The organism is Halostella litorea (assembly GCF_004785955.1).
GTDB lineage: Archaea > Halobacteriota > Halobacteria > Halobacteriales > Natronoarchaeaceae > Halostella > Halostella litorea.
Map to the genome: position 1 here is coordinate 117,267 of NZ_ML214300.1, position 19,559 is coordinate 136,825.

20 protein-coding genes are annotated in these 19,559 nt (G+C 69.6%); 6 read left to right on the plus strand and 14 right to left on the minus strand.

Annotation, left to right across the window (positions count from 1 at the left end; genetic code table 11):
• Nucleotides 1-2 precede the first annotated feature (2 nt).
• The 3 genes from ptsH1 to EYW40_RS00640 all read right to left on the minus strand — a co-directional run bounded on the left by ptsH1 (nucleotide 3) and on the right by EYW40_RS00640 (nucleotide 2,511).
• The gene (gene ptsH1 / locus EYW40_RS00630; protein WP_135819694.1) at nucleotides 3-278 is read right to left on the minus strand and encodes a phosphocarrier protein HPr; all 276 of its coding nucleotides are present in this window, start codon (nucleotides 276-278) and stop codon (nucleotides 3-5) included.
• Nucleotides 279-326: 48 nt separating this feature from the next.
• Entirely contained in the window at nucleotides 327-1,856 is a 1,530-nt protein-coding gene (locus EYW40_RS00635) for a uracil-xanthine permease family protein (RefSeq protein ID WP_135819695.1), read from the minus strand.
• Nucleotides 1,857-1,923: 67 nt separating this feature from the next.
• The gene (locus tag EYW40_RS00640; protein ID WP_135819696.1) at nucleotides 1,924-2,511 is read right to left on the minus strand and encodes a DJ-1/PfpI family protein; all 588 of its coding nucleotides are present in this window, start codon (nucleotides 2,509-2,511) and stop codon (nucleotides 1,924-1,926) included.
• Between the two features lie 101 nt (nucleotides 2,512-2,612).
• On the opposite strand from EYW40_RS00640, the gene EYW40_RS00645 reads away from it, so the two are divergent.
• Complete coding sequence (locus tag EYW40_RS00645) at nucleotides 2,613-3,650, plus strand: NAD(P)-dependent alcohol dehydrogenase (RefSeq protein WP_135819697.1); 1,038 nt, start codon at nucleotides 2,613-2,615, stop codon at nucleotides 3,648-3,650.
• A gap of 92 nt (nucleotides 3,651-3,742) precedes the next feature.
• On the opposite strand, the gene EYW40_RS00650 is transcribed toward EYW40_RS00645, so the two are convergent.
• From EYW40_RS00650 to EYW40_RS00660, 3 genes are read right to left on the minus strand one after another with little or no spacing between them, the layout of a single operon-like run.
• Complete coding sequence (locus EYW40_RS00650; RefSeq protein ID WP_135819698.1) at nucleotides 3,743-4,069, minus strand: HalOD1 output domain-containing protein; 327 nt, start codon at nucleotides 4,067-4,069, stop codon at nucleotides 3,743-3,745.
• A 55-nt stretch (nucleotides 4,070-4,124) separates the two neighbouring features.
• Nucleotides 4,125-4,781, minus strand: coding sequence for a helix-turn-helix domain-containing protein (locus EYW40_RS00655; RefSeq protein WP_135819699.1), 657 nt, complete (start codon nucleotides 4,779-4,781; stop codon nucleotides 4,125-4,127).
• Between the two features lie 54 nt (nucleotides 4,782-4,835).
• Nucleotides 4,836-5,129, minus strand: coding sequence for an SUI1 family translation initiation factor (locus EYW40_RS00660; RefSeq protein WP_202614400.1), 294 nt, complete (start codon nucleotides 5,127-5,129; stop codon nucleotides 4,836-4,838).
• A gap of 153 nt (nucleotides 5,130-5,282) precedes the next feature.
• Here EYW40_RS00660 and EYW40_RS00665 point away from each other — a divergent pair, with 153 nt between their 5' ends.
• Nucleotides 5,283-6,602 (plus strand): PQQ-binding-like beta-propeller repeat protein, encoded by a 1,320-nt coding sequence (locus EYW40_RS00665; protein WP_135819701.1) that lies wholly within the window; start codon nucleotides 5,283-5,285, stop codon nucleotides 6,600-6,602.
• 26 nt (nucleotides 6,603-6,628) lie between these two features.
• Here EYW40_RS00665 and EYW40_RS00670 read toward each other — a convergent pair whose 3' ends face one another.
• The 3 genes from EYW40_RS00670 to EYW40_RS00680 form a co-directional block, all read right to left on the minus strand.
• Nucleotides 6,629-7,252 carry a peptide-methionine (S)-S-oxide reductase MsrA gene (locus tag EYW40_RS00670; protein ID WP_135819702.1) on the minus strand — a complete coding sequence of 208 codons (624 nt, stop codon included), beginning with the start codon at nucleotides 7,250-7,252 and terminating at the stop codon, nucleotides 6,629-6,631.
• The gene (msrA, locus tag EYW40_RS00675; protein ID WP_135819703.1) at nucleotides 7,249-7,791 is read right to left on the minus strand and encodes a peptide-methionine (S)-S-oxide reductase MsrA; all 543 of its coding nucleotides are present in this window, start codon (nucleotides 7,789-7,791) and stop codon (nucleotides 7,249-7,251) included. The genes EYW40_RS00670 and msrA overlap by 4 nt, the downstream gene beginning before the upstream one ends.
• A 95-nt stretch (nucleotides 7,792-7,886) precedes the next feature.
• Nucleotides 7,887-8,120, minus strand: coding sequence for a hypothetical protein (locus tag EYW40_RS00680; protein WP_135819704.1), 234 nt, complete (start codon nucleotides 8,118-8,120; stop codon nucleotides 7,887-7,889).
• 148 nt (nucleotides 8,121-8,268) lie between these two features.
• Here EYW40_RS00680 and EYW40_RS00685 point away from each other — a divergent pair, with 148 nt between their 5' ends.
• Together EYW40_RS00685 and EYW40_RS00690 are read left to right on the plus strand one after the other, a co-directional pair.
• The gene (locus EYW40_RS00685; RefSeq protein WP_135819705.1) at nucleotides 8,269-9,222 is read left to right on the plus strand and encodes a mechanosensitive ion channel family protein; all 954 of its coding nucleotides are present in this window, start codon (nucleotides 8,269-8,271) and stop codon (nucleotides 9,220-9,222) included.
• A 70-nt stretch (nucleotides 9,223-9,292) separates the two neighbouring features.
• Nucleotides 9,293-9,958 (plus strand): O-methyltransferase, encoded by a 666-nt coding sequence (locus EYW40_RS00690; RefSeq protein ID WP_135819706.1) that lies wholly within the window; start codon nucleotides 9,293-9,295, stop codon nucleotides 9,956-9,958.
• Between the two features lie 9 nt (nucleotides 9,959-9,967).
• On the opposite strand, the gene EYW40_RS00695 is transcribed toward EYW40_RS00690, so the two are convergent.
• The 3 genes from EYW40_RS00695 to EYW40_RS00705 all read right to left on the minus strand — a co-directional run bounded on the left by EYW40_RS00695 (nucleotide 9,968) and on the right by EYW40_RS00705 (nucleotide 13,774).
• Complete coding sequence (locus tag EYW40_RS00695) at nucleotides 9,968-12,214, minus strand: methyl-accepting chemotaxis protein (RefSeq protein ID WP_135819707.1); 2,247 nt, start codon at nucleotides 12,212-12,214, stop codon at nucleotides 9,968-9,970.
• A 164-nt stretch (nucleotides 12,215-12,378) separates the two neighbouring features.
• A complete protein-coding gene (locus EYW40_RS00700; protein ID WP_135819708.1) occupies nucleotides 12,379-13,476 on the minus strand; it encodes an aminopeptidase in 1,098 nt (365 codons plus the stop codon).
• A 130-nt stretch (nucleotides 13,477-13,606) separates the two neighbouring features.
• On the minus strand, nucleotides 13,607-13,774 hold the full coding sequence (locus tag EYW40_RS00705) for a DUF5786 family protein (RefSeq protein ID WP_135819709.1): 168 nt from the start codon (nucleotides 13,772-13,774) through the stop codon (nucleotides 13,607-13,609).
• Between the two features lie 149 nt (nucleotides 13,775-13,923).
• On the opposite strand from EYW40_RS00705, the gene EYW40_RS00710 reads away from it, so the two are divergent.
• Nucleotides 13,924-15,072 carry an acyl-CoA dehydrogenase family protein gene (locus EYW40_RS00710; protein WP_135819710.1) on the plus strand — a complete coding sequence of 383 codons (1,149 nt, stop codon included), beginning with the start codon at nucleotides 13,924-13,926 and terminating at the stop codon, nucleotides 15,070-15,072.
• Nucleotides 15,073-15,111: 39 nt separating this feature from the next.
• On the opposite strand, the gene EYW40_RS00715 is transcribed toward EYW40_RS00710, so the two are convergent.
• Complete coding sequence (locus tag EYW40_RS00715; RefSeq protein ID WP_135819711.1) at nucleotides 15,112-16,698, minus strand: sensor histidine kinase; 1,587 nt, start codon at nucleotides 16,696-16,698, stop codon at nucleotides 15,112-15,114.
• Between the two features lie 178 nt (nucleotides 16,699-16,876).
• Between EYW40_RS00715 and EYW40_RS00720 the strand changes: the two genes are divergently transcribed.
• Nucleotides 16,877-18,889, plus strand: coding sequence for a sensor histidine kinase (locus EYW40_RS00720; RefSeq protein ID WP_135819712.1), 2,013 nt, complete (start codon nucleotides 16,877-16,879; stop codon nucleotides 18,887-18,889).
• Here EYW40_RS00720 and EYW40_RS00725 read toward each other — a convergent pair whose 3' ends face one another.
• Nucleotides 18,890-19,462: a HalX domain-containing protein gene (locus EYW40_RS00725; RefSeq protein WP_135819713.1), complete on the minus strand. Its 573-nt coding sequence runs from the start codon at nucleotides 19,460-19,462 to the stop codon at nucleotides 18,890-18,892. It abuts the gene before it with no gap.
• Nucleotides 19,463-19,559: the final 97 nt, after the last annotated feature.

The window sequence follows — 19,559 nt, forward strand, 5'->3', positions numbered from 1 at the left end:
CGCTACGACGACTCACCCTCCTCGGTCGACAGGATTTCTTCCAGCGCGTCGAGCGCCGCCTCGGCGTCGTCGCCCTCGGCGACGAGGCGGACGTCCTCGCCCGACGCGACGCCGAGTCCGGTGACGGCGAGCATGCTTCCGGCGTTGACAGGGTCGGCGTCGCCGTCGACGGGCGCGATCGTGACCTCGGCGTCGTACTGGTTCGCGGTCTGGACGAACTTCGACGCCGGCCGCGCGTGCAGGCCGGCCTCGGGGACGACGGTGACGACTCGTTCCATCGTCCGCAGTTCGACGGCGACGCCCGTCACTCTGTCGGCGCGGGCCGGTCAGTCGGCGTCCTCGGCCCCGCCCCGGTCGCGCCAGCGCTCCACGGCGGTCCGGAAGTCGCCCTCGTCCTCGGCGATCCGCTCCCAGGTGACGAGGCCGCGCTCCTCCCGGGAGCCGGGGATCGTGTTGTCGAGGACGAGGGCGACGATGCCGCCCACGGCCATCCCGGTGCTCCCGATGACGTAGACGGTGTCGGCGACCAGCCGCGACCCGAGGACGGGGCCGACGACGGCGACCGTCTCCATCCCCTCGCGGAACGCGGCGATGGTCGCGAAGCCGTCCACGTAGGCCGGCACCGCGAGGCCGGCAAACAGGGCGAAGCCGACGACGAACGTGTTCCGCGAGGACGAGAGGTCGACGTGCTCCAGGTTCGCGATGCCGACGGCGACGATCTGGCCGAACATCGCGACGAACAGGCCGCCGACGATGGGCGAGGGGATCGTGGCGACGAGCTGGCCGAAGTAGCCCACGTAGCCGAACACGATCATCACGACGGCCCCGACCTGGATGACGTAGCGGGAGGCGACCCCGGTGAGGCCGATCGCGCCGATGTTCTCGGAGTAGGACGTGGAGCCGCCCGTGCCCATGAGCCCCGAGAAGACGTTCATCAGCCCCTCCATGCCGATGCCGTGGTCGATGCGCTTCGCGCTCGGCGCGCCGCGGCCGGCGATGCGGGCGACGGCGTGGTAGTCGCCGAAGCTCTCGACGATCGAGGCGAGCACGCCGGCGAACATGCCGATGACGAGCGAAAGCTGGAACTCGGGCGTGCCCCACTGGAGCGGGTAGATGAGGAAGAAGGCGGGCGCGTCCGCCACCTCCCCGAGGGGGACGTAGCCGGAGGTGTCGGCGGTGTAGACGCCGGCGACCGACAGCGCCGCGGCGACGGCCCACGCGGTCACCATCCCCAGCAGGACCGGGAAGAGCCGGAATATCCGGCGGCCCTCGCCGAGGTACTGCGAGAACCCGACGATGAGGACGACGGTGAGGCCGAGCAGCCACCAGTTCGTCGCCCCGGCGATCTGGGGCGCGTCGAACAGCGAGAGGCCGATCAGGGCGATCGTCGGCGCGATGACGACGGGCGAGAGGTACTCGCGGATCCGGCCGACGACCCCGAGGTAGCCGATCGCCACCTCGACGAGCGCCGCGGCTATGATGGCGCCCTGCAGGTGGACGAGTTGCGTCTCCCAGCCGGGGTTCCCGGGGGTGTTGGCGACGACGCCGACGATGGCGATGGCGGGCGCGAGCATCGAGAACGGCGCGCCCTGGACGATGGGGTAGCGGTTCCCGAGCGTCGTCTGGGCCAGCGTCGCGACGCCCGAAACGACGAAGAACGTGCCGACGAACCGCGCGGTCACGTCGTCGGGCATCCCCATCGCGCCCGCGAGCGCCAGGGGCACCGCGATGTTGGCCCCGACCATCGTGAGGTAGTGTTGCAGGCCCAGGAGCACCGAAGTGCTCGCGGGCGGTCTGTCGTCGATGCCGTACTCGACGTCGGCGGCGACCGTCGGTTCTGACTCCTCGCGTGCCATGCCGGGCTCTGTGACGCACTCGCGACGCCCGGAGGAAAGATGTGCTGGTTCCGGTCTGCTCCGGCGCTCAGTCGTCCGCGGCGACGGGGTCGCCGTGGCTGACCTCGGTGCCGAGCACGTCGAGGAACTCGGCCAGCCACTCGGGGTGGTCGGGCCACGCCTGGCCGGTGACCAGGTTGCCGTCGCGCGTGACCCCGTCGCGCCAGTCGCCGCCCGCCGTCTCCACGTCGGCCTGGAGCGCCGGGTACGCCGTGCAGGCCCGCCCCTCGACCACGTCCGCGGCGACGAGGATCTGCGTGGCGTGACACAGCGCGGCAACGGGCTTGTCCGCCTCGAAGAAGTGCCGCGTTATTTCGAGTATCTCGTCGTACGTCCGGAGGTACTCCGGCGCGCGCCCGCCGGGGATCACCAGCGCGTCGTAGGACTCGGGGTCGACCTCCGACAGCGTCGCGTTCAGTTCGAAGTCGTGCCCGCGAGTCTCCATATACGTCTGGTCGCCCCGGAAGTCGTGGACGGCGGTCTTGACCGTCTCGCCCGCCTCCTTCTCGGGGGAGACGGCGTCGACGTCGTGGCCGACGGTCTGGAGCGTCTGGAACGGGACCATGATCTCGTAGTCCTCCACGAAGTCGCCGGCGAGGAGCAGTATCTCGGACATGCCGTGCGTTACTACGGCGCACACGGTATTAACTCGGTCGGCTATCGGGCGGTGTGGCCGCCGAACGGGGCTTTTAGTCACCGACCATGTTAGATGATATCATGCAGGCTGCGAGACTCCACGAGTACACCGACGACATGAGCGAGGCGCTGACGATAGAGGAGGTCGACCGCCCGGAGCCGACGCGGTCGGACCACGTCGTCGTCGAAGTCGAGGGGGCCGGCTGGTGCCAGACGGACAACCACATCGTCGAGGGGATGTGGGAGGAGTACGCCCCGGTCGACCTCCCGCAGACGCTCGGCCACGAGAACGCCGGCCGTGTCGTGGAGACGGGCGACGAGGTCACGACCGTCGAGGAGGGCGACCGGGTGATCTGCCACCCGCTGATGACCTGCGGGACGTGTCGCCGGTGTCGCCTGGGCGACGACATGCACTGCGAGAACGCGCAGTTCCCCGGCCTGACGACCGACGGCGGGTTCGCGGAGTACCTGCTGACGTCCGAGCGCGCCGCCATCCGACTGGACACCCTGGACCCGGTGGAGATCGCGCCACACGCCGACGCCGGGATCACCGCGTACCACGCCGCGAAGAAGGCGGCCGACGAACTGGTGCCCGGGAGCTACGCTGTCGTGATCGGGATCGGCGGCCTCGGGCACATCGGCCTGCAGGCGCTCGACTCGATGACGGCGGCCCGGACGGTGGCGGTCGACGTGAAAGACGCCGCGCTGGACCTCGCCGCGGACTGCGGTGCCGACTACACGGTGAACTCCGCCGACGAGGACGTGGCCGAGGCCGTCGAGGGGATCACGGACGGCGCGGGCGCGCTGCAGGTGTTGGACTTCGTCGGGGCCGACGCCACCACCTCGCTCGGGCCGGACCTGCTCGCCGGCCGGGGCGACCACCACGTCGTCGGCTACGGCGGCCACGTCCACGAGCCGTCCCAGACGCTCGTCGACGCCGAGATAGCGTACCGCGGGACGCTGGTCGGCACGTACACAGAGCTACAGGAACTCGTCGCCCTCGTCGAGCAGGGCGAGATGGACCTCCACACGACCGAGTACGACCTGTCGCAGATCAACGCGGTCGCCGAGAAACTTGAACACGGCGAGATCGAGGGGCGTGCGGTGATCAAGCCCTGAGCGAGAGGTCAGAATCCCGTTCGAGGGGCGTCGCGTGAACCGTATCTCGGTATACGAAATCGACGTGATCGCGGGGAATGCGGGTACACCCGCTACTGGGCCAATTCGAGGACGGGGCGCCGCAGCGTGAGGTAACCGTGGCTGTGAACCGTCACCTCGTACCCGTGGTACGTGAACGAGACGTGCCCGTCGAAGCCGGTCAGCCGACTACCGTCGTCGAGGAGGGAGTCGAGGGCGTCCGGGTCGACCGCGTCGTACAGCGGGGGCAGCGCGCGCGTTCCGCCGTCGCCGGGTTCGGGGATCACGTCGTCACCCGAAAGTGTCGAGACCGCAGTCAGCACGGCCTCGCTCGGCGGTTCGTCGTCGGACAGTTCGTAGCGGAAGTCGGCGTCGTCGCGCTGGTCGCGTTCCGAGTTCATCGGTGACTGTACAGCGGGGATGGGGTTCAGCGTCGTCCCTGCATAGGCAACCCGTTTAAAGGCCGTCGGTCAGCAGCGCGTTGCTGACGAGGTTCCGGTAGCCCCGGCGGAGCCGCGAGGAGAGCGCCTGCCGGCTGATCCCCAGCCGCGAGGCGAGCCGCTCCTGGTCCGTCTCGCGGGGCATCTCGAAGTATCCCTCGCGGAGCGCCAACACGAGCGCCTCGCGCTGGTCGGCCGTGAGCCCGTACTCCAGTCCCGCCTCGGGCTCCGACACCTCGCCGAGCCTCGTGAGCGTCACGGGGATGTCGTGGTCCTCGCAGTGTCGCTGGAACGCCGAGAGCTGCTCGCCGCCGTCGGCCCGGAGTTCGAACACCCAGCCGTCGCTCGACCCGGACGCGGAGAGGACGGTCACGCCCGACGCGCCGATGGCGCCCATGATCCCGACGTGGTCCGGTTCCCACTCGGCGTGAAACAGCGCTCGCGACCCCATGTCGGTCAACAGGTCCGCGGACCGGAGCGCCGGCAGGTCGGCGAACGTCTCCCGGACCGACTCCATGTCGCCGCCCTCGTCGACGACCCAGAAGAACGGCATCACCGTATCGCCCATCGGGACCACGCGGTCCAACTCCAGCGTCGCCTCGGGGCGGTCCGCGAAGATCCGGCCGAGCGGGAACGCCGCCGCCGGGAGCGTGAACTCGGTTATCGTCGTCATGGGTCCGTCCTGTCGCCAGGTACGCCCGCGAGTCGCAGGCGGCCGTCGGTCTCGCTATCCGTCGATCCGATACCCTCTGTCACGTAGCTCGTCCCGAACGCGACTCCCATGGTCGCCCTGTATTTCGATGGCCCCTTCCTTTACCGTCCCGCCCGCGCCGAGCATGGACTTCAGGTCCGAGGCGAGGGCGTCGACGTCCGCGCCGCCCTCGAACCCCTCGACTATCGTGACGGGCTTGTCGTAGCGGCGGGACTCGGTCCGGACGGTCAGCCGCTGGGTCGCCCGGTCCAAGTCGTCGAGCGGGTCGTCGGTGACGTTCAGGTCGTCGAACGGGTCGTCGTCGGTCACTGGTCGAGCGTGGCACGCGAGGGGAAAAGAGCGTTCGCACCGCTCCGGATCGCGACCTGTCGCCTCGCGGTCCCGTGACGGTCGCTGCGATCGATTGGGGGCCGGCGTTCCGACAGAAAGCATTTATTTCCCCATCCGAACCCCGGATCAATAATGGATGTCTCCAGACGGCGGTTGCTGGGCGCGCTCGGGACCGGCGCGGCCGCTCTCGTTGCGGGTTGTGCGGGCGGATCGTCGAACCCCGGAACGGCGGCACGGACGACGGGACCCCGAACGTCGACGGACACCACGACCGCCTCGACCACCGAACGGGCCGACGAGCCCGATGATGGTTCAGCGGGACCAGCTCTGTGGTCGTTTCGCGACGGGGAGTCCGAGACGGAAGCCGAACAGGACGGCTGTCGGAACTGCGCTGGCGTCGTCGCACGTCCGACCGTCGATGGCGACAGGCTGTACGTCCCCGGACAGAACGCCTACGCGCTGGCCCGGTCGGACGGCACGCGGCAGTGGCGCGTCGAGACGCCGCCGTGCCACGGGACGCCGGTCGTCCGGGACGGCCACGCCTACGTCACGGCCGGATTCGGCTACGGCATGTACGCGTGGAAGGAGCGTCTCGTGGCCGTCGGGCCGGACGGCCGTCGCCGCTGGACCTACGAGGACGAGTGGCGGGACGACGCGTACCTGCCGATCCTTGCGGTCGACGCCGAGCGTGTATACGTCTGTCCCCGTCAGGACCAGACGATCGACCGGAACCCCGTCCGCGCCGTGGACCGCGAGACGGGCGACGTCGCGTGGACGGCGGAGATGCCGACCGCGGTGGCGGGGAACGGCGCTGTCGTCGACGGAGCGCTGGTCGTCGCGACGTGGTCGGGGATCACGGCGGTCGACGCGGCGTCCGGCGAGCCCCGCTGGAGCCGCGACGGGGCCGCGTACCGCCCCACGGTCGCCGACGACCTGGTGGTGCTGAATGCGGACGACGGCATCGCGGCACTGACGCCCGCCGGCGACGTGGAGTGGCGATACGGCGACGGGACCCGCTACGTTCTCCAGGGGGACACCCTGTACACGGCGGGCGCCGACGGGACGGTCAGCGCCCGCAACCCGCGTACCGGCAGCGAGCGATGGCGATACGGCGGCGACCCCGCCGTGTTGCTCGCGGCCGTCGACGCCGAGGGGGCGTACGTCGTGGAGCGCGACGGGCCGGGTCTCCTGCGGGTCGCGGACGGCGAACTCGTCTGGCGTCGCGACGTCGACGGCTCGCTCTCGTTCGCGGCCGACGGCGGCGGGCTCTACGGGTACGACTCGGCCCGCGGTACGACGACGCTGCTGTCGCTATCCCCGGCCGACGGCGAGGTGCGCTGGCGCTTCGAACTGGAGGATGCGGCGCCCGGGCCGACGGTCGCGGACGGCGTCGCGTACCTGGGGACGAAGTCCGGCGCGGTACACGCGTTCCCGCCGGAGAAGCGTGAGTGAAAACGCGCCGACGAGGTGGCGGTCGGCTACGACTGCCGCGGGTCGTACGTCAGCGCGTCGTCGAACGCCGGCACGTCCTTGCCCGCGGCGTGGGCGTTGACCTTCGCCGCGGCGGGCGACTCGCGGAGCGCGGCGTCGTCGTACCCGGCCTCCTCGAACGGTCGCAGGAGGCCCGGGCTGCTCGACAGGTGGAACGTCTGGTGGTACGTCTCGGCGACGTGGAAGGCGTCGATCCGCTCGATCCGCGTCTCGACGGCGCCGTCGGGCCAGTCGCTCGCGGCGACGTACGCCTCGACGGCCTCGCGCTCGGCGTCGGTCCCGTGGAAGACGACGTGCTGGTACTGGCGCTTTCGTGGCTGGCTCCGCGGGTCGTGGTGCTCGAATGCGACCGCGACGAGGTCGGCGTAGTCGAGTTCGGCCGGGTCGTAGTCGACCTGCACCGCCTCGGAGTGGTCGCCAAGCGCGTGGTACGTCGGATCGGGCTTCGTCCCGCCGGCGTACCCGACGCGCGTCCGGACGACGCCGTCGAGCGCGCCGAACGTCGCGTCCGGCCCCCAGAAACAGCCCAGCGCGAACGTGGTCGTCTCGGTGGCCGCGGGATCGGGTGCCGACTCGTCGTAGTCCGCCACGAGTTCGGGGTACGGCGTCACTGCTCGGCCGTGACCCGGTCGCCGAACTTCTCGCGGACCTTCTTGACCTTCGGCTCGGCGTAGAAGCTACAGTAGCGGTCGTCCGGGTTCTTCTCGTAGTAGTCCTGATGTCGCTGTTCGGCCTCGTAGAACTTCGAGAGGGGTTCGACCTCGGTGACGATATCGTCGTCGTACGCGTCCTCCTCCGACAGTTCGACGAGGAAGCGCTCGACCTGCTCGCGCTGTTCGTCGTCGTGGTAGAGGACGATGGAGCGGTACTGCGTGCCCACGTCCGGCCCCTGCCGGTTGAGCTGGGTCGGGTCGTGGACGGTGAAAAACACCTGCAGGAGGTCGGGATAGGTGATGACGTCGGGGTCGTACTCGACCTGAACGACCTCGGCGTGGCCGGTGTTCCCGCGACACACCTGCTCGTAGGTCGGGTCCGCGACGTCGCCGCCGGCGTAGCCCGAGGTGACGCGCTCGACGCCGTCGAGTTCCTTGAACGCCGCCTCGGTACACCAGAAGCAGCCGCCGCCGAAGGTGGCACGGTCGGTAGGCATGGCTACGGGTACGGGTTCGAACGGTATTCATCTGCCGGTGGTGCCGCGAGGCGACACCTCCGGGGGACGCGGTTGTGCTCCGGACTACCCGACGATCACTCCTCGCCGGCGACCGCCGCCAGCGGCGTCGATCCCGCGACGATAGCCGCGCCGGCCAGGACCGCGGCGGCGAGGGTGACGAAGCCGCCGCCGGGGTCGTAGCCGGCGAAGCTCGCGCCCGCGCCGACGATGAACACCGTGATGTAGAAGCTGACGATCGCGAACACGAGCATCACGAGCGCCGCGACGATACTGCTTGCTAGCGCGCCGAGCGAATCGAAGAATCCCATCTTGTATCGACCCGTTTCGGAACCGAGACGTACGACGTGGATATAGGTACCGGTAAGAAACGATCACAAGTAACACACTTCTCGGCCGAACACCGCCCGAGTCCGCGGCCCCGGAACCGTTTAGTGTCCACCGCCGGACGTTCAGGCAGTGACCCGTCGCCTCGGCTACCTGTCGTTCGCGCTCGCCGTCGTCGCCGGTATCGGCGCTGCAGTCGTCCAGTCGGCCGCCGTCGACTGGCCGAGCGTCGGCGCGGTGTCGGCGGCGGCCCTCGCGGTGCGACTGCTCTCAGCCGCCGCGGTTGCGCTCGGCGCGTACGGACTGTACCTGATAGTTATCGGGGCGCTGGAGCGCCACACCGCGAGCAAGCGCCGCCTGCACGACCTGCGCAACGTCATCCGGCTGGCGTTCGGCGCGGCGGCGCTGGTCGGGGTGTTCGGCGCGCTCACCGAGCAGTGGCTCGGCGTGCTGTTCTCGCTCGGCGTCGTCGGCTTCGCCGTGACGTTCGCCCTCCAGCAGCCGCTGTTCTCGCTGCTGGGGTGGGTGTACATCCTCGTCAAGCGCCCCTATGGGATCGGCGACCGCGTGCGGATCGAGGACGCGAAGGGCGACGTGATAGACGTCGACTTCCTCGTGACGACGCTGTGGGAGATAAACGGCGACCTCGTCACCACGAACCAGCCCTCGGGGCGGATCGTGACGGTGCCAAACAGCGTCGTGCTCTCCTCGGCGGTGTTCAACTACTCCTGGGAGGAGTTCCCCTACGTCTGGAACGAACTCGCGGTGCAGGTGGCCTACGAGACGGACTTGGAGTTCGCCCGCGCGGAGATGGTCGCCGCCGCGGACGACTTTCTCGGCGACGAGATGGAGCGGAACGTCGCGCGCTACCGCGAGGTGCTGTCGGAGACGGCCGTGGAACTCGAAGTGAAGGACCGCCCCGCGGTCAACGTCAAGCAGGAGGAGTCGTGGGTCGAACTCCGCCTGCGCTACCTCGTCCACCCGCGACGGGGCCAGCGCGTCCGGAACGAACTGTACGAGCGGATCCTCGCGCGGTTCAACGACAACCCCGACAGGGTGAAGTTCCCCGTCAGCCGGAACCGGTGAGGGGGTCGCCGGCCCGTCGGCACGCTCCGCGAACCAAACGATTACGGCGGCGAGCGTTCCACGCTGACGCATGGAGATCCTGTCCGAGAAGGCGACGCGGTTCGTCCGCGCGGCGGCCCCGGAGCCGGACGACGTCCAGGCGGAGATGGCCGAGTACGCCGACGAGCACGGCTTCCCGACGGTCGGGCACGAGGTCGGCGCGACGCTGCGCCTGCTCGCCCGGCTGGTCGACGCCCGACGGGTGTTCGAGTTCGGGTCGGGCTACGGCTACTCGGCGTACTGGTTCGCCGGCGCGCTCCCCGCCGACGGCGAGATAGTCCTCACGGAGTACGACGAGGACGAACTCGACATGGCCCGCGAGTACATGGCCCGCGGCGGGTTCGACGACCTGGCGCGCTACGAGGGCGGCGACGCGCTGGACGCGATAGCGCGCTACGACGGCCCGTTCGACGTGGTCCTGATCGACCACCAGAAGCACCGCTACCGCGAGGCGTTCGATGCCGTTCGCGGGAAAGTCCCGCCGGGCGGGGTGGTCGTCGCCGACAACGCGATGGCCGCGGGGGTCATCGAGACGGAGAAACTGCTCGCGCTCCTGGAGGGCGAGGACCCGGACGACCCCAACGAGCACACCCTCGGTGTCGCGGAGTACCTGGAGACGGTGCGGGCCGACGACGCGTTCGAGACGGTCGTCCTCCCGCTCGGCGAGGGGATCGCGGTGAGCTACCGGGTCGCTTGACGACGGCTTCTACTGCGCCGGCGACGGGCGGAGGCCCTCCGTCTCCGAGTCGGTCTCGAACCGGTCGAGCGCGTCGTGGAGCCGCTCGGCCTGCGAGGCGAGACCGGAGACGTCGTTTGCGACCTCGCCGAGCGTGGCGGTCTGTTCCTCGGCGGCCGCCGCGACCGTCTCGGCCTCGGCGGTCGTCTCCTCGCTGATCGAGGCCGCCGTCGACACCATCGAGACGACCTCCTCGGTCGAGGTGGCCTGCTGGCTCGTCGCGGCGCGGATCTCCTGAACCCCGGTGTTGGTCTCGTCCGCGTACTCGGCGACGTCGTCGAACGCGGCCGCGACGTCGCGGACCGACTCGGCGCTGCGGGTCACGTCGTCCCGTGCCGCCCGCACCTCGTCGGCCGTCCGCTCGGTCTGCTCGCGGACCGAGGCGATCCGCTCCTCTATCTCCGCGGCCGCCTCCTTCGTGTCGTCGGCCAGCGCGCGGACTTCGTTCGCGACGACGCCGAAGCCCTCGCGGTCGCTCGCGCTCCGGGCCGCCTCAACGCTGGCGTTCAGCGCCACCATGTCGGTCTGGTCGGCCATCTCCGTGATCAGGTCGACGACCTCCTGTATCTCCTCCATCTCGTCCTGGAGGGCCTCTATCGCGACGACCGCCTCGCGCGACGCGGCCGCCACGTCGTCCATCTCGGCTATCGCCGTCTCGGCGGTCGCGCGCCCCTCGCCGCCGGTGTCGGCGGTCCGCTCGGCGAGTTCGGCCACGTCGTCCGCGGCGGCGGCGACCTGCTGGACCGACGCCGCGAGTTCGTCCATCTCGGCCGACACCGACTGGAACTGGTCGTTCTGCCGGTCGGCCCCCTCGGAGATCGACTGGATCGACTCCGTCACCTGCTCGGACGACCGCCGGACGTCGTCCGTGCTGGCGGTCACCCGCTCGCTGGAGGCCGAGACGTCGTCGGCGAACCGCTTGACCTCCGCGACGGTCGCCTCCAGTTCGTTCATCATCTGGTTGAACTCGTGGGCGACCGTCGCCATCGGCTTGCTCTCCTCGTCCGGGGGCAGTCGGCGCGAGAGGTTGCCCTCGGCACACGCCCGCATCACGCTCCCGTACTCCTCGGCCGTCGCTTCGAGGTGGGCCGCGCGCTCCTCGGACGCCTCGCGCCGCCGGTCGGCCTCCTCCTTGGCTTCCTCCGCGGCCCGTATCTGGTCGCGGAGCGAGTCGCGCATGCTCCCGAACGCGCCGTAGAGGTCGCCGAACTCGTCGGTCCGGGTCGTCGACAGGTCCGTGTCGAGGTCCCCCTGTTCCAGTTCCCCGGCGCGCCGAGCGAGGTCGCGGACCGCCCGGATGGTGTTCCGCCCGACGGTGAGTCCGACGAGCAACGCGCCGCCCGCGCCGAGCGCCACCATGGCGAGCACGCCCCGGGAGATCTCGGTCCGGAGCGCGAACGCCTGCGCCGTCGGCGTCCGCGTCGTGACCGTCCAGTCCGTCGACGACACCGGAGCGTAGCCGACGGCCTGCTCGGTGCCCCCGCGGTCGACCGCGGTGTCGAACCCGGCCGACTCCGAGGCGGGCGTGATCGCGGACCGTTCGAGGATCTCGGAGGTGTTCCGCGAGAGGACGACCCGGCCGCGGTCGTCGACGACGACGGCCCGGCCGTCCCCGCGGCTCTGGATCGTCGTCTCCGACAGCTGTTCGGCGTTGATCACCGTGACGAGCGCGCGGTCCTCGTCGTTCGGGACGGTGCTGACGAACAGCCACAACGGCGGACCACCCTCTTCGTGCCGGAAGACGTTCGACGTGGTCACGGTCGCCGGGCTGTCGGAGAGGTTCGCGATCCGCCCTCGCACCGAGTCGGAGAGTCGCCCGTCGGCCGCCAGGCGGCCGTACCCGTACTTGCCGATGACCGCCCCGCTCCTGACGTTCACGTGGTAGGCGTCCTCCACGCTTCGGTCGTTCTCGACGGTGCTGACGAGGCGCAGGTCGATCTCCTCGGTGTCGTTCGTCTGGAAGGCCCGCGAGTTCACCTGCGTCGTCTGCCGGATGCGCATGTGGCGAACCCACTGCCCGATCTGTTCGGACTCCGCGGTCGCGGCGGTCTGGAGCCGCTGTTCGGTGTCCTGCTCCAGCGTGTCGCTGGTCTGAGCGTAGACGAGACCGCCGACTGCCCCCACGAGCAGAATGACGGCGGCGAGGGCGATGCCGAACTTCGCGACGTAGCTGTTCCGGATGAAGCCGGGGACGATCGCGCGGAGCCTCTCTAGCATTGGGCGAATCGGGACGCCACACCGCTTGATAGTTTTATATTACTGATATTTTCTGGACGGGAGCGTTACGGAACGGGACGGATGTCAATGTATTCCAAAGAACCGGAGCGGTACGCCGGTCGCAGTGGGGCGACGCCAAAAGCAGTGCGTTCGAGTCCGGCGGCTCAGGCTTCGCTCTCGAACCCGTCCTCGAACCTGAACGTCCCGTTCCGCTGGACGACTTCGCCGTCGACCTCGATGTAGGAGTCCTCGCTCATGTCCACAATCATGTCCTGATGGACGGCGCTCTCGTTGCGCTCGCGGTCCTCGCCGACGGTCTCCGGGTACGCCCGGCCGACGGCCATGTGGACGGTGTCGCCCATCTTCTCGTCGAACAGCATGTTGTAGGTGAAGCGGTCGATGTCGCGGTTCATGCCGATGCCGAGTTCGCCGAGGCGGCGCGCGCCCTCGTCCGTCTCCAGTACGCTCGTCAGCACCTCCTCGTTTTTCTCGGCGCTGTGCTCGACGACCTCGCCGCCCTCGAACCGCAGGTACACGCCCTCGACCTCCCGGCCCTGGGCCATCAGCGGCTTGTCGAACAGCACCTCGCCCTCGACGGAGTCGGGGACTGGCGCGGTGAACGCCTCGCCGGCGGGCATGTTCACGTCCGCCCAGTCGTTCTCCGCGACCATGCCGTCGATGCTCATCGTCACGTCGGTCGTGTCGCCGGAGACGATCCGCACCTCGCTGCCCTCGTTTAGGATCTCGACCATGTTCGCCTGGAAGTCGCGCTGGGCCTCCCAGTCCTTGTTGACGGCGTTCCAGACGAAGTCCTCGTAGGCGGCCGTACTCATCTCGGCCTTCTGGGCGTCGCCGGGCGCGGGATACTGCGTAAGCACCCAGTCGTTCTCCATGAACACCGCCATCGCGTCCTCGTTTGCCCTCTGGCGGGCGGCGGTTTTCTCCGGGTCGACGTCGCTGGTCTCGAAAGAGTTGCGCGACCCAAGGATCTGAACGATCGCGTCGGCCGTCTCGGCGATCGTCATCCGGATGTCGCTCTCGACGAAGTCGTCCACGTCGGCAGCGCGCATGTACGCGCGGTTGGCGCGGGAACTCCCCCCGGAGTAGTGGGGGAGCGCGCCCCTCTCTCCCAGTTCCTCGTACAGCGCGACGACGAGGTCCTCGGCGACGGCGGGAGCCATGACGACGACGTCGTCGCCCTCGGAGACGTCGATACAGTCCTCGACCAGCACTTCGGCGTGTTCGCGGACGCGGGGGTCCATACCGGACGTATCGCATCAAAACCGTGATATTCGTTTCGAAACACCCTCGCGCTGCGCGGCGGTCGCTGGCCGACGTGTGACCCGAAAAAGACAGCGTACGCTCCGCCGCGACCGCCCCCCGTCGCCCGGACTACTCCTCTTTGATCTCCTGAAGCTGGTCGAGCAGCTGCTCGCTGTCGGCGTCCTCTACCTCGACGGAACCCTGGTGGTCGTGCTCGTGGACGTTGACGCTCTCCCCGTCGTCCTCGTCGACTGTCTGTTCCTGTTGTTCGGACTCGTCGTAGCTACCAAAACCCATGTGTGTACCTTCGCGGCCGGGGCAGTAAAACCTCCCGGCTCGCAGCGACGGCGCGTGCCCCGGTCCCACCGGGCACGCCCCCGACAATCCTTCGCGCCGCGTCGGCAGTTTGAGGGGCTATTTTACCCGTCGAGGCCCACGGTCCTTCCATGGAACTACTGGACGAGAGCCTCGTGCCGGAGCGCGCACGGGACGTGAAGGAGGACGCCCGCGAGTTCGCCGCGGAGCACATCGAGCCCAACGCCGAGGAGTACTTCGAGAGCGGGGAGTACCCCTGGGAGGTGCTGGAGGCGGCCCAGGACGCCGGCCTGGTCGCCCAGGACATCGGCGAGGAGTACGGCGGCCGCGGGCTGGAACTGGTCGAGATACTCGCCATCGCCGAGGAGTTCTTCCGGGCCGACGCCGGCATCGCGCTGACGCTCCAGCTCGCGAGCTTCGGCGCTGAGATGGTCGAGGAGTACGGGAGCGAGGAGCAAAAGGAGGAGTACCTCCGGCCCGTCGCGGAGTGCGAGCAGATCACGGGCCTCGCCGTCTCCGAGCCGGAGACCGGCAGCGACCTGGCCGGCATGCAGACCCGCGCCGAGAAGGACGGCGACGAGTACGTGCTGAACGGCGAGAAGTACTGGGTCGGCAACGCCGTTGAGGGCGACTGGCTCACCGTCTACGCCCGCACTGGCGACGACGAGTCGAACCGCTACGGCAACCACTCGCTTTTCATCGTGCCCACGGACGCCGACGGCTACGACGCGGAGCACATCCCCGAGAAGATGGGGATGCGCGCCTCGAAGCAGGGCCACATCGTGTTCGACGACTGCCGGATCCCCGAGTCGAACCTCGTCGGCCACGAGGGCGCGGGCTTCTACATGCTCGCGGACTTCTTCAACCACGGCCGCGTCGTCGTGTCGGGCCACGGCATCGGCCTCGCCGCGGCGGCCATCGAGGAGGCCTGGGAGTTCACCCACGGCCGGCAGGCGTTCGGCCGCGACGTGAGCGACTTCCAGGCGGTCCAGCACGGGCTGGCCGACATGCGCACGGAGTTCGAGTCCGCCCGGTCGCTGGCCTACCGCGCCGCCGAGAAGGTCGCCGCGGACGACGAGGCCGGCCTGTGGGCGGCGATGGCGAAGACGAAGGCGACCGAAACCGCCGTCGACTGCGCCGAGCAGGGGATGCAGTTCCACGGCGGCCGCTCGGTGCTGTCCGACCGCCGCATCGCCCGCGTCTACCGCGACGTGCGCATCCCGGTCATCTACGAGGGCGCAAACGAGATCCAGCGGAACCTGATCTACCGGCAGAGCTGAGCCGTCGCACCCGGCCGCCCTCCGCGGCCGCGGGCACCGTCAGGCGCTCTCGAACCGGAGCGTCACCGTCGTCCCGCCGTCGCAGTCGATGTCGAGTTCGCCATCGTAGCGGCTGGCGATCCAGTCGGCCAGCCACAGGCCGAGCCCCCCGCTGTGGTGGAGCTGTGATATCTCCCGCTCGCCGAGCAGGATGGCCTGCTCGTCCGGCGGTATCCCGGGGCCGTCGTCGGCGACGCGGATCTCGGTCCGTCCGTCGCGCCGCTCGACGGTGACCGCGATCCGCGGCCGCTTTCCGGCGTGGGCGAGCGCGTTCCCGACCAGTTCGTCGACCGCCTGCTCCAGTTCCGGCCCGGCCCGCACCGGCGCGGTCGCGGGAGCGGAGAGGTGAAACTCCGCGTCGGGGCCGACCACGCGGTGTGCGCCGACGACGCGCCGGGCCAGGTCCGCCAGGTCGATTTCGATCGCCTCCGTGTCGGACGGGGGAACCAGCAGATCCTCCGTCGTCCGGGCCTTCTCGCTCAGGCTCCCGAGTTCGTCGGCCGCCGCCCGGATCTCCGCGGCGTTCCGCCGCGTTCCCTCGTCGGACGCCGACTCCTCGATGAGTTTCGCCCGGCCGAGGATCACCGTCAGCGAGTTGCGGAGGTTGTGCCGGAGCACCCGGTTCAACACGAGCAGCATCGTCTCGCGCTCGGCCAGCGTCTTCGAGAGCCGCGAGAACGCGTCGTCGAGTTGCTCCCACTCGTCGCTGCCGCCGAGGTCCGGCCCCCGGTCGTACTGCCGGCGTTCGAGCGCCGCGACACCCGCCGCGAGCTTCTCGACCTTGCGGATGTCGTTGCGGTACAGCCAGGCGACGCAGGCGACGAGCAGGAGAAACACCGCCCCCGTCGGCAGGGTCTGGCCGTAGAGGAGTCGCCGGACGCTGTCGAGGACCGCCGCCCGGTCCCGGTCGACGGTGACCTCCCAGCCGGTCGCCGCCATCGTCGCGGTCCCGGTGACGGTTTCGTCGGCCGGCGGGTCGCTCCGGTACAGCGTTCGCCCGTCAGCGGTGACGGTGACGGTCCGGTCGCCCTCGTCGGCCGCGGGGAGCGACGCGAAAAACGACGCGTTCGACAGGTAGATCGCGGCGTTCAGCGTCCCGGCGACCGTCCCGTTCTCCCGGATCGGGACGCTCAACACGACGATGGTGTTGCCAGTCTCGGCCTCGAAGGGGTCGCTCACGAACGCCTCGCCCGCGAGCGCGCGGCGGACGTACCGCCGCTCGCCGAGGTACCTGCCCGAGACGTTCGTTCGGGACTCGCCGTCGATGGCGACGAGGTACCCGCTCCGGTTGACGACGGAGACGCCGTTGAAGTCGGTTTCGTCGGCGAGCGCGTCGACGCGCGCCGCCTGCGTCGCCGAGCCGTGGCGGGCCATCGCCGGGTGGGCGACGGCGGTGACGAGCGTCTCCCGGCCGGCGTCGATCCGCTCGTCGAGTTGCGACGCGGTGACGGACGCGTCGTTCTCGGCGTCGGCCTCCGCCTGGGTCAACACCCTGTCCCGATGCGACTGGTACTCGAACGCGAGAACGCCGGTCAGTATCAGCGAGAGGGCGAGAAACACGGCAAAGAGCTTCGTTCGAAGTCGCATCGGGATAATGTTTGTACCCCAGTCCACGAACAGCGCCAGCAAATACTTGGCGGTAAGCGGGGTCGGCGCGGCCGCTGACGGAACGTTTTATTGTCGCCGACCCGAAAGCCCTACTACCGATCATCGCACCCTGTCGATCCCCTCCAGCGTCGGGTGTGCTGTACACGGAACCCAGACAATGACGGAGCCAAACCGCGTCCTGTGCGTCTCCAACGACGCGACACGGCGCGAACGCGTCGCAACGGCGCTCGAAGACGGGGACTCGCGACTGACCGTGCTGACCGCGGCCGGGTTCGAGGCGGCGGTCGAATACGTCGCGGAGGGGGCGAGCGACGCCGTCGACGTCGTCGTCACCGACGACGAGACGGTCGCCAGCGCGCCGGCGATCCTGCGGGCGATCAGGGAACACCACCCAGACCTCCCGCTGGTCGTCCTCTCGGAGTTCACCGCGGACGGCCGCCGGGCGACGGCGATAAGCGAGGTCGTCGGCTTCGACGGCCCGCTCGACGACGCAGACGCGGGCGGCGACGTCGTCGCCCACGTGACGGGCCTGCTCGACGACCTGGCTGCGACTGGGGGGACGACCGACGACCCCGGGGCCGACCAACCGGGCGACCGGTCCGGGGCCGGACCGGACGAAGACGACGACAACGCCGCCCGGGACGACATCGTGATGCCGGTCAAGCGGGAACTGGTCGACGCGTCGTCGCCAATCGACATCGAACGGGCCGTTTGCGACCGGTTGACCCGGGACGGCCGGTTCGTCTTCGCGTGGATCGGCGAGTACGACGAGGGGGAGCGACAGGTCGTCCCCTGGGTGACGGGGAGCGCGGTCGAGGGGTGGCCGGTCTCCGAGACGTTCCCGGTCGACTCCGACGGCCCGGAAACGCTGGTCGAGCGCGTCCTGCGGTCGCGGGAGACCGCGGTCGTCCAGGACGCCGCCGAGCGGCCGGGGACGGTTCCGTGGGCCGACGCCGCCGCCGAGCACGGCTGCTCGGCGTGTATCCTGGCGCCGCTGATGGCCGGGGACGAGCGCTACGGCGTGCTCGGGGCGTACTCGCGGACGCCGATCGGCGACGGCGAGCGGGCCGCGGTCGCGGAGATAGCCGGGAGCGTCTCGAACGTCCTCCACTCGATGGCCCTGGAGGGGCGGATCGAACAGCAGGAGCGGACGCTCCACCGGTACGAGCGCCTCGTCGAAACCGTCGGCGACGGGATGTACGCGCTGGACGAGGACGGCCACTTTATGACCGTCAACAACGGGCTGGTCGGGATGACGGCGTACAGCCGCGAGGGGCTGCTCGGCGAGCACGTCTCCATCGTCATGGACGAGGACGACGTCGAGGCTGGCCGCGACCGGATACGCGAACTGCTGTGCGAGGACGGCCCGGACGCGACGGCGATGGAGATGGACGTCCACACCAAGGACGGGCGGACGATCCCCTGCGAGAACCAGATCGCCCTCCTGGTCGACGACGACGGCCGCTTCAACGGCACCGTCGGCGTGCTCCGGGACATCACCGAGCGGAAGCGCCGCGAGCGCGAACTCCGCCGGCAGAACGAGCGCCTGGAGGCGTTCGCCGAGATCGTGAGCCACGACCTCCGGAACCCGCTGTCGGTCGCGCAGGGGTACGTCGACCTGGCGCTGGAGAGCGGGAGCACGGACCGACTGGACAACGTCGACGAGGCGCTCTCACGGATGGAGGACATCATCGGCGACGTGCTGGCGCTGGCCCGGCACGGACAGACCGTCACCGAACCGGAGGCGGTCGACCTGACCGAGGCCGTCGAGACGGCATGGGGCAACGTCAGCACGGAGGCGGCGAGCCTCTCGCTTGGCGAACTGGGCGTCGTCGCGGCCGACCGGTCGCGGCTGTTGCGCCTGCTGGAGAACCTGTTCCGCAACGCCGTCGAGCACGGCGGGAGCGACGTCACCGTCACGGTGGCCCCGCTGGCGGCCGGCGACGACCTCGGTGGCGGGTTCTACGTCGCGGACGACGGGCGGGGGATGCCCGACCACGTCCGCGAGCACGCCTTCGACTCGGAGTTCACCACGTCCGAGGAGGGGCTGGGGATCGGCCTGTGGGTGGTTCGGGAGGTCGCACACGCCCACGGCTGGACGGTGACTGCGACGGAAAGCGAGGGCGGGGGCGCGCGCTTCGAGTTCGCGGACGTCGACCGCGAGGCGTGATCACTCGTCCTGGAGGTCCTGGAACGCCCCGACGAAGTCGTCGTGGTCGGAGAGGCCCGACATCGTCTCGTCGACCTCCTTCTCGAGTTCCTCCGTCCGCTCGCACAGGTCCCGGTACTCCTCGCTGTTGGCGAGGTCGCGCTCGGACTTCTCGGACTCGAGCAGCGCCTTCTTCGAACTCAGCGCGTAGTACCGCTGTGTCACCTCGGCGTACTCCGACCGGGTGGCCATGCGGTCGGCGACGTCGAGGAGGTCCTCCTTCGAGACGGGCTTGACGAGGTAGTCGTCGAACCCCATCTCGATGATGTCGAAGTCCGGGTCGACCGCCGTCACCATGATGACGCGGCAGTCGTACCCGGCCTCGCGGATCCGCTGTAGCACCTCGTCGCCGGACAGCCCCGGCATCCGGCGGTCGAGCAGTACGATCTCGACCGAATCGGACATGAGGTCGAGCGCCGTCTCCCCGTCGTAGGCGGTCTCGACGGACCACTCGCTCCCGAGCCACGCGGCGAACAGGTCGGCGAGTCTCGATTCGTCGTCGACGACGAGTACTTCGGGTGGGTCTTGGGGCATGGTCGGACGGGACCCTGATGGGCCGGTTATGTTGGCAAATGGGGTTCTGCGTTATAAACCCCGCGGGCCGTGACGGAACGCGCGCCATTCGCGGACG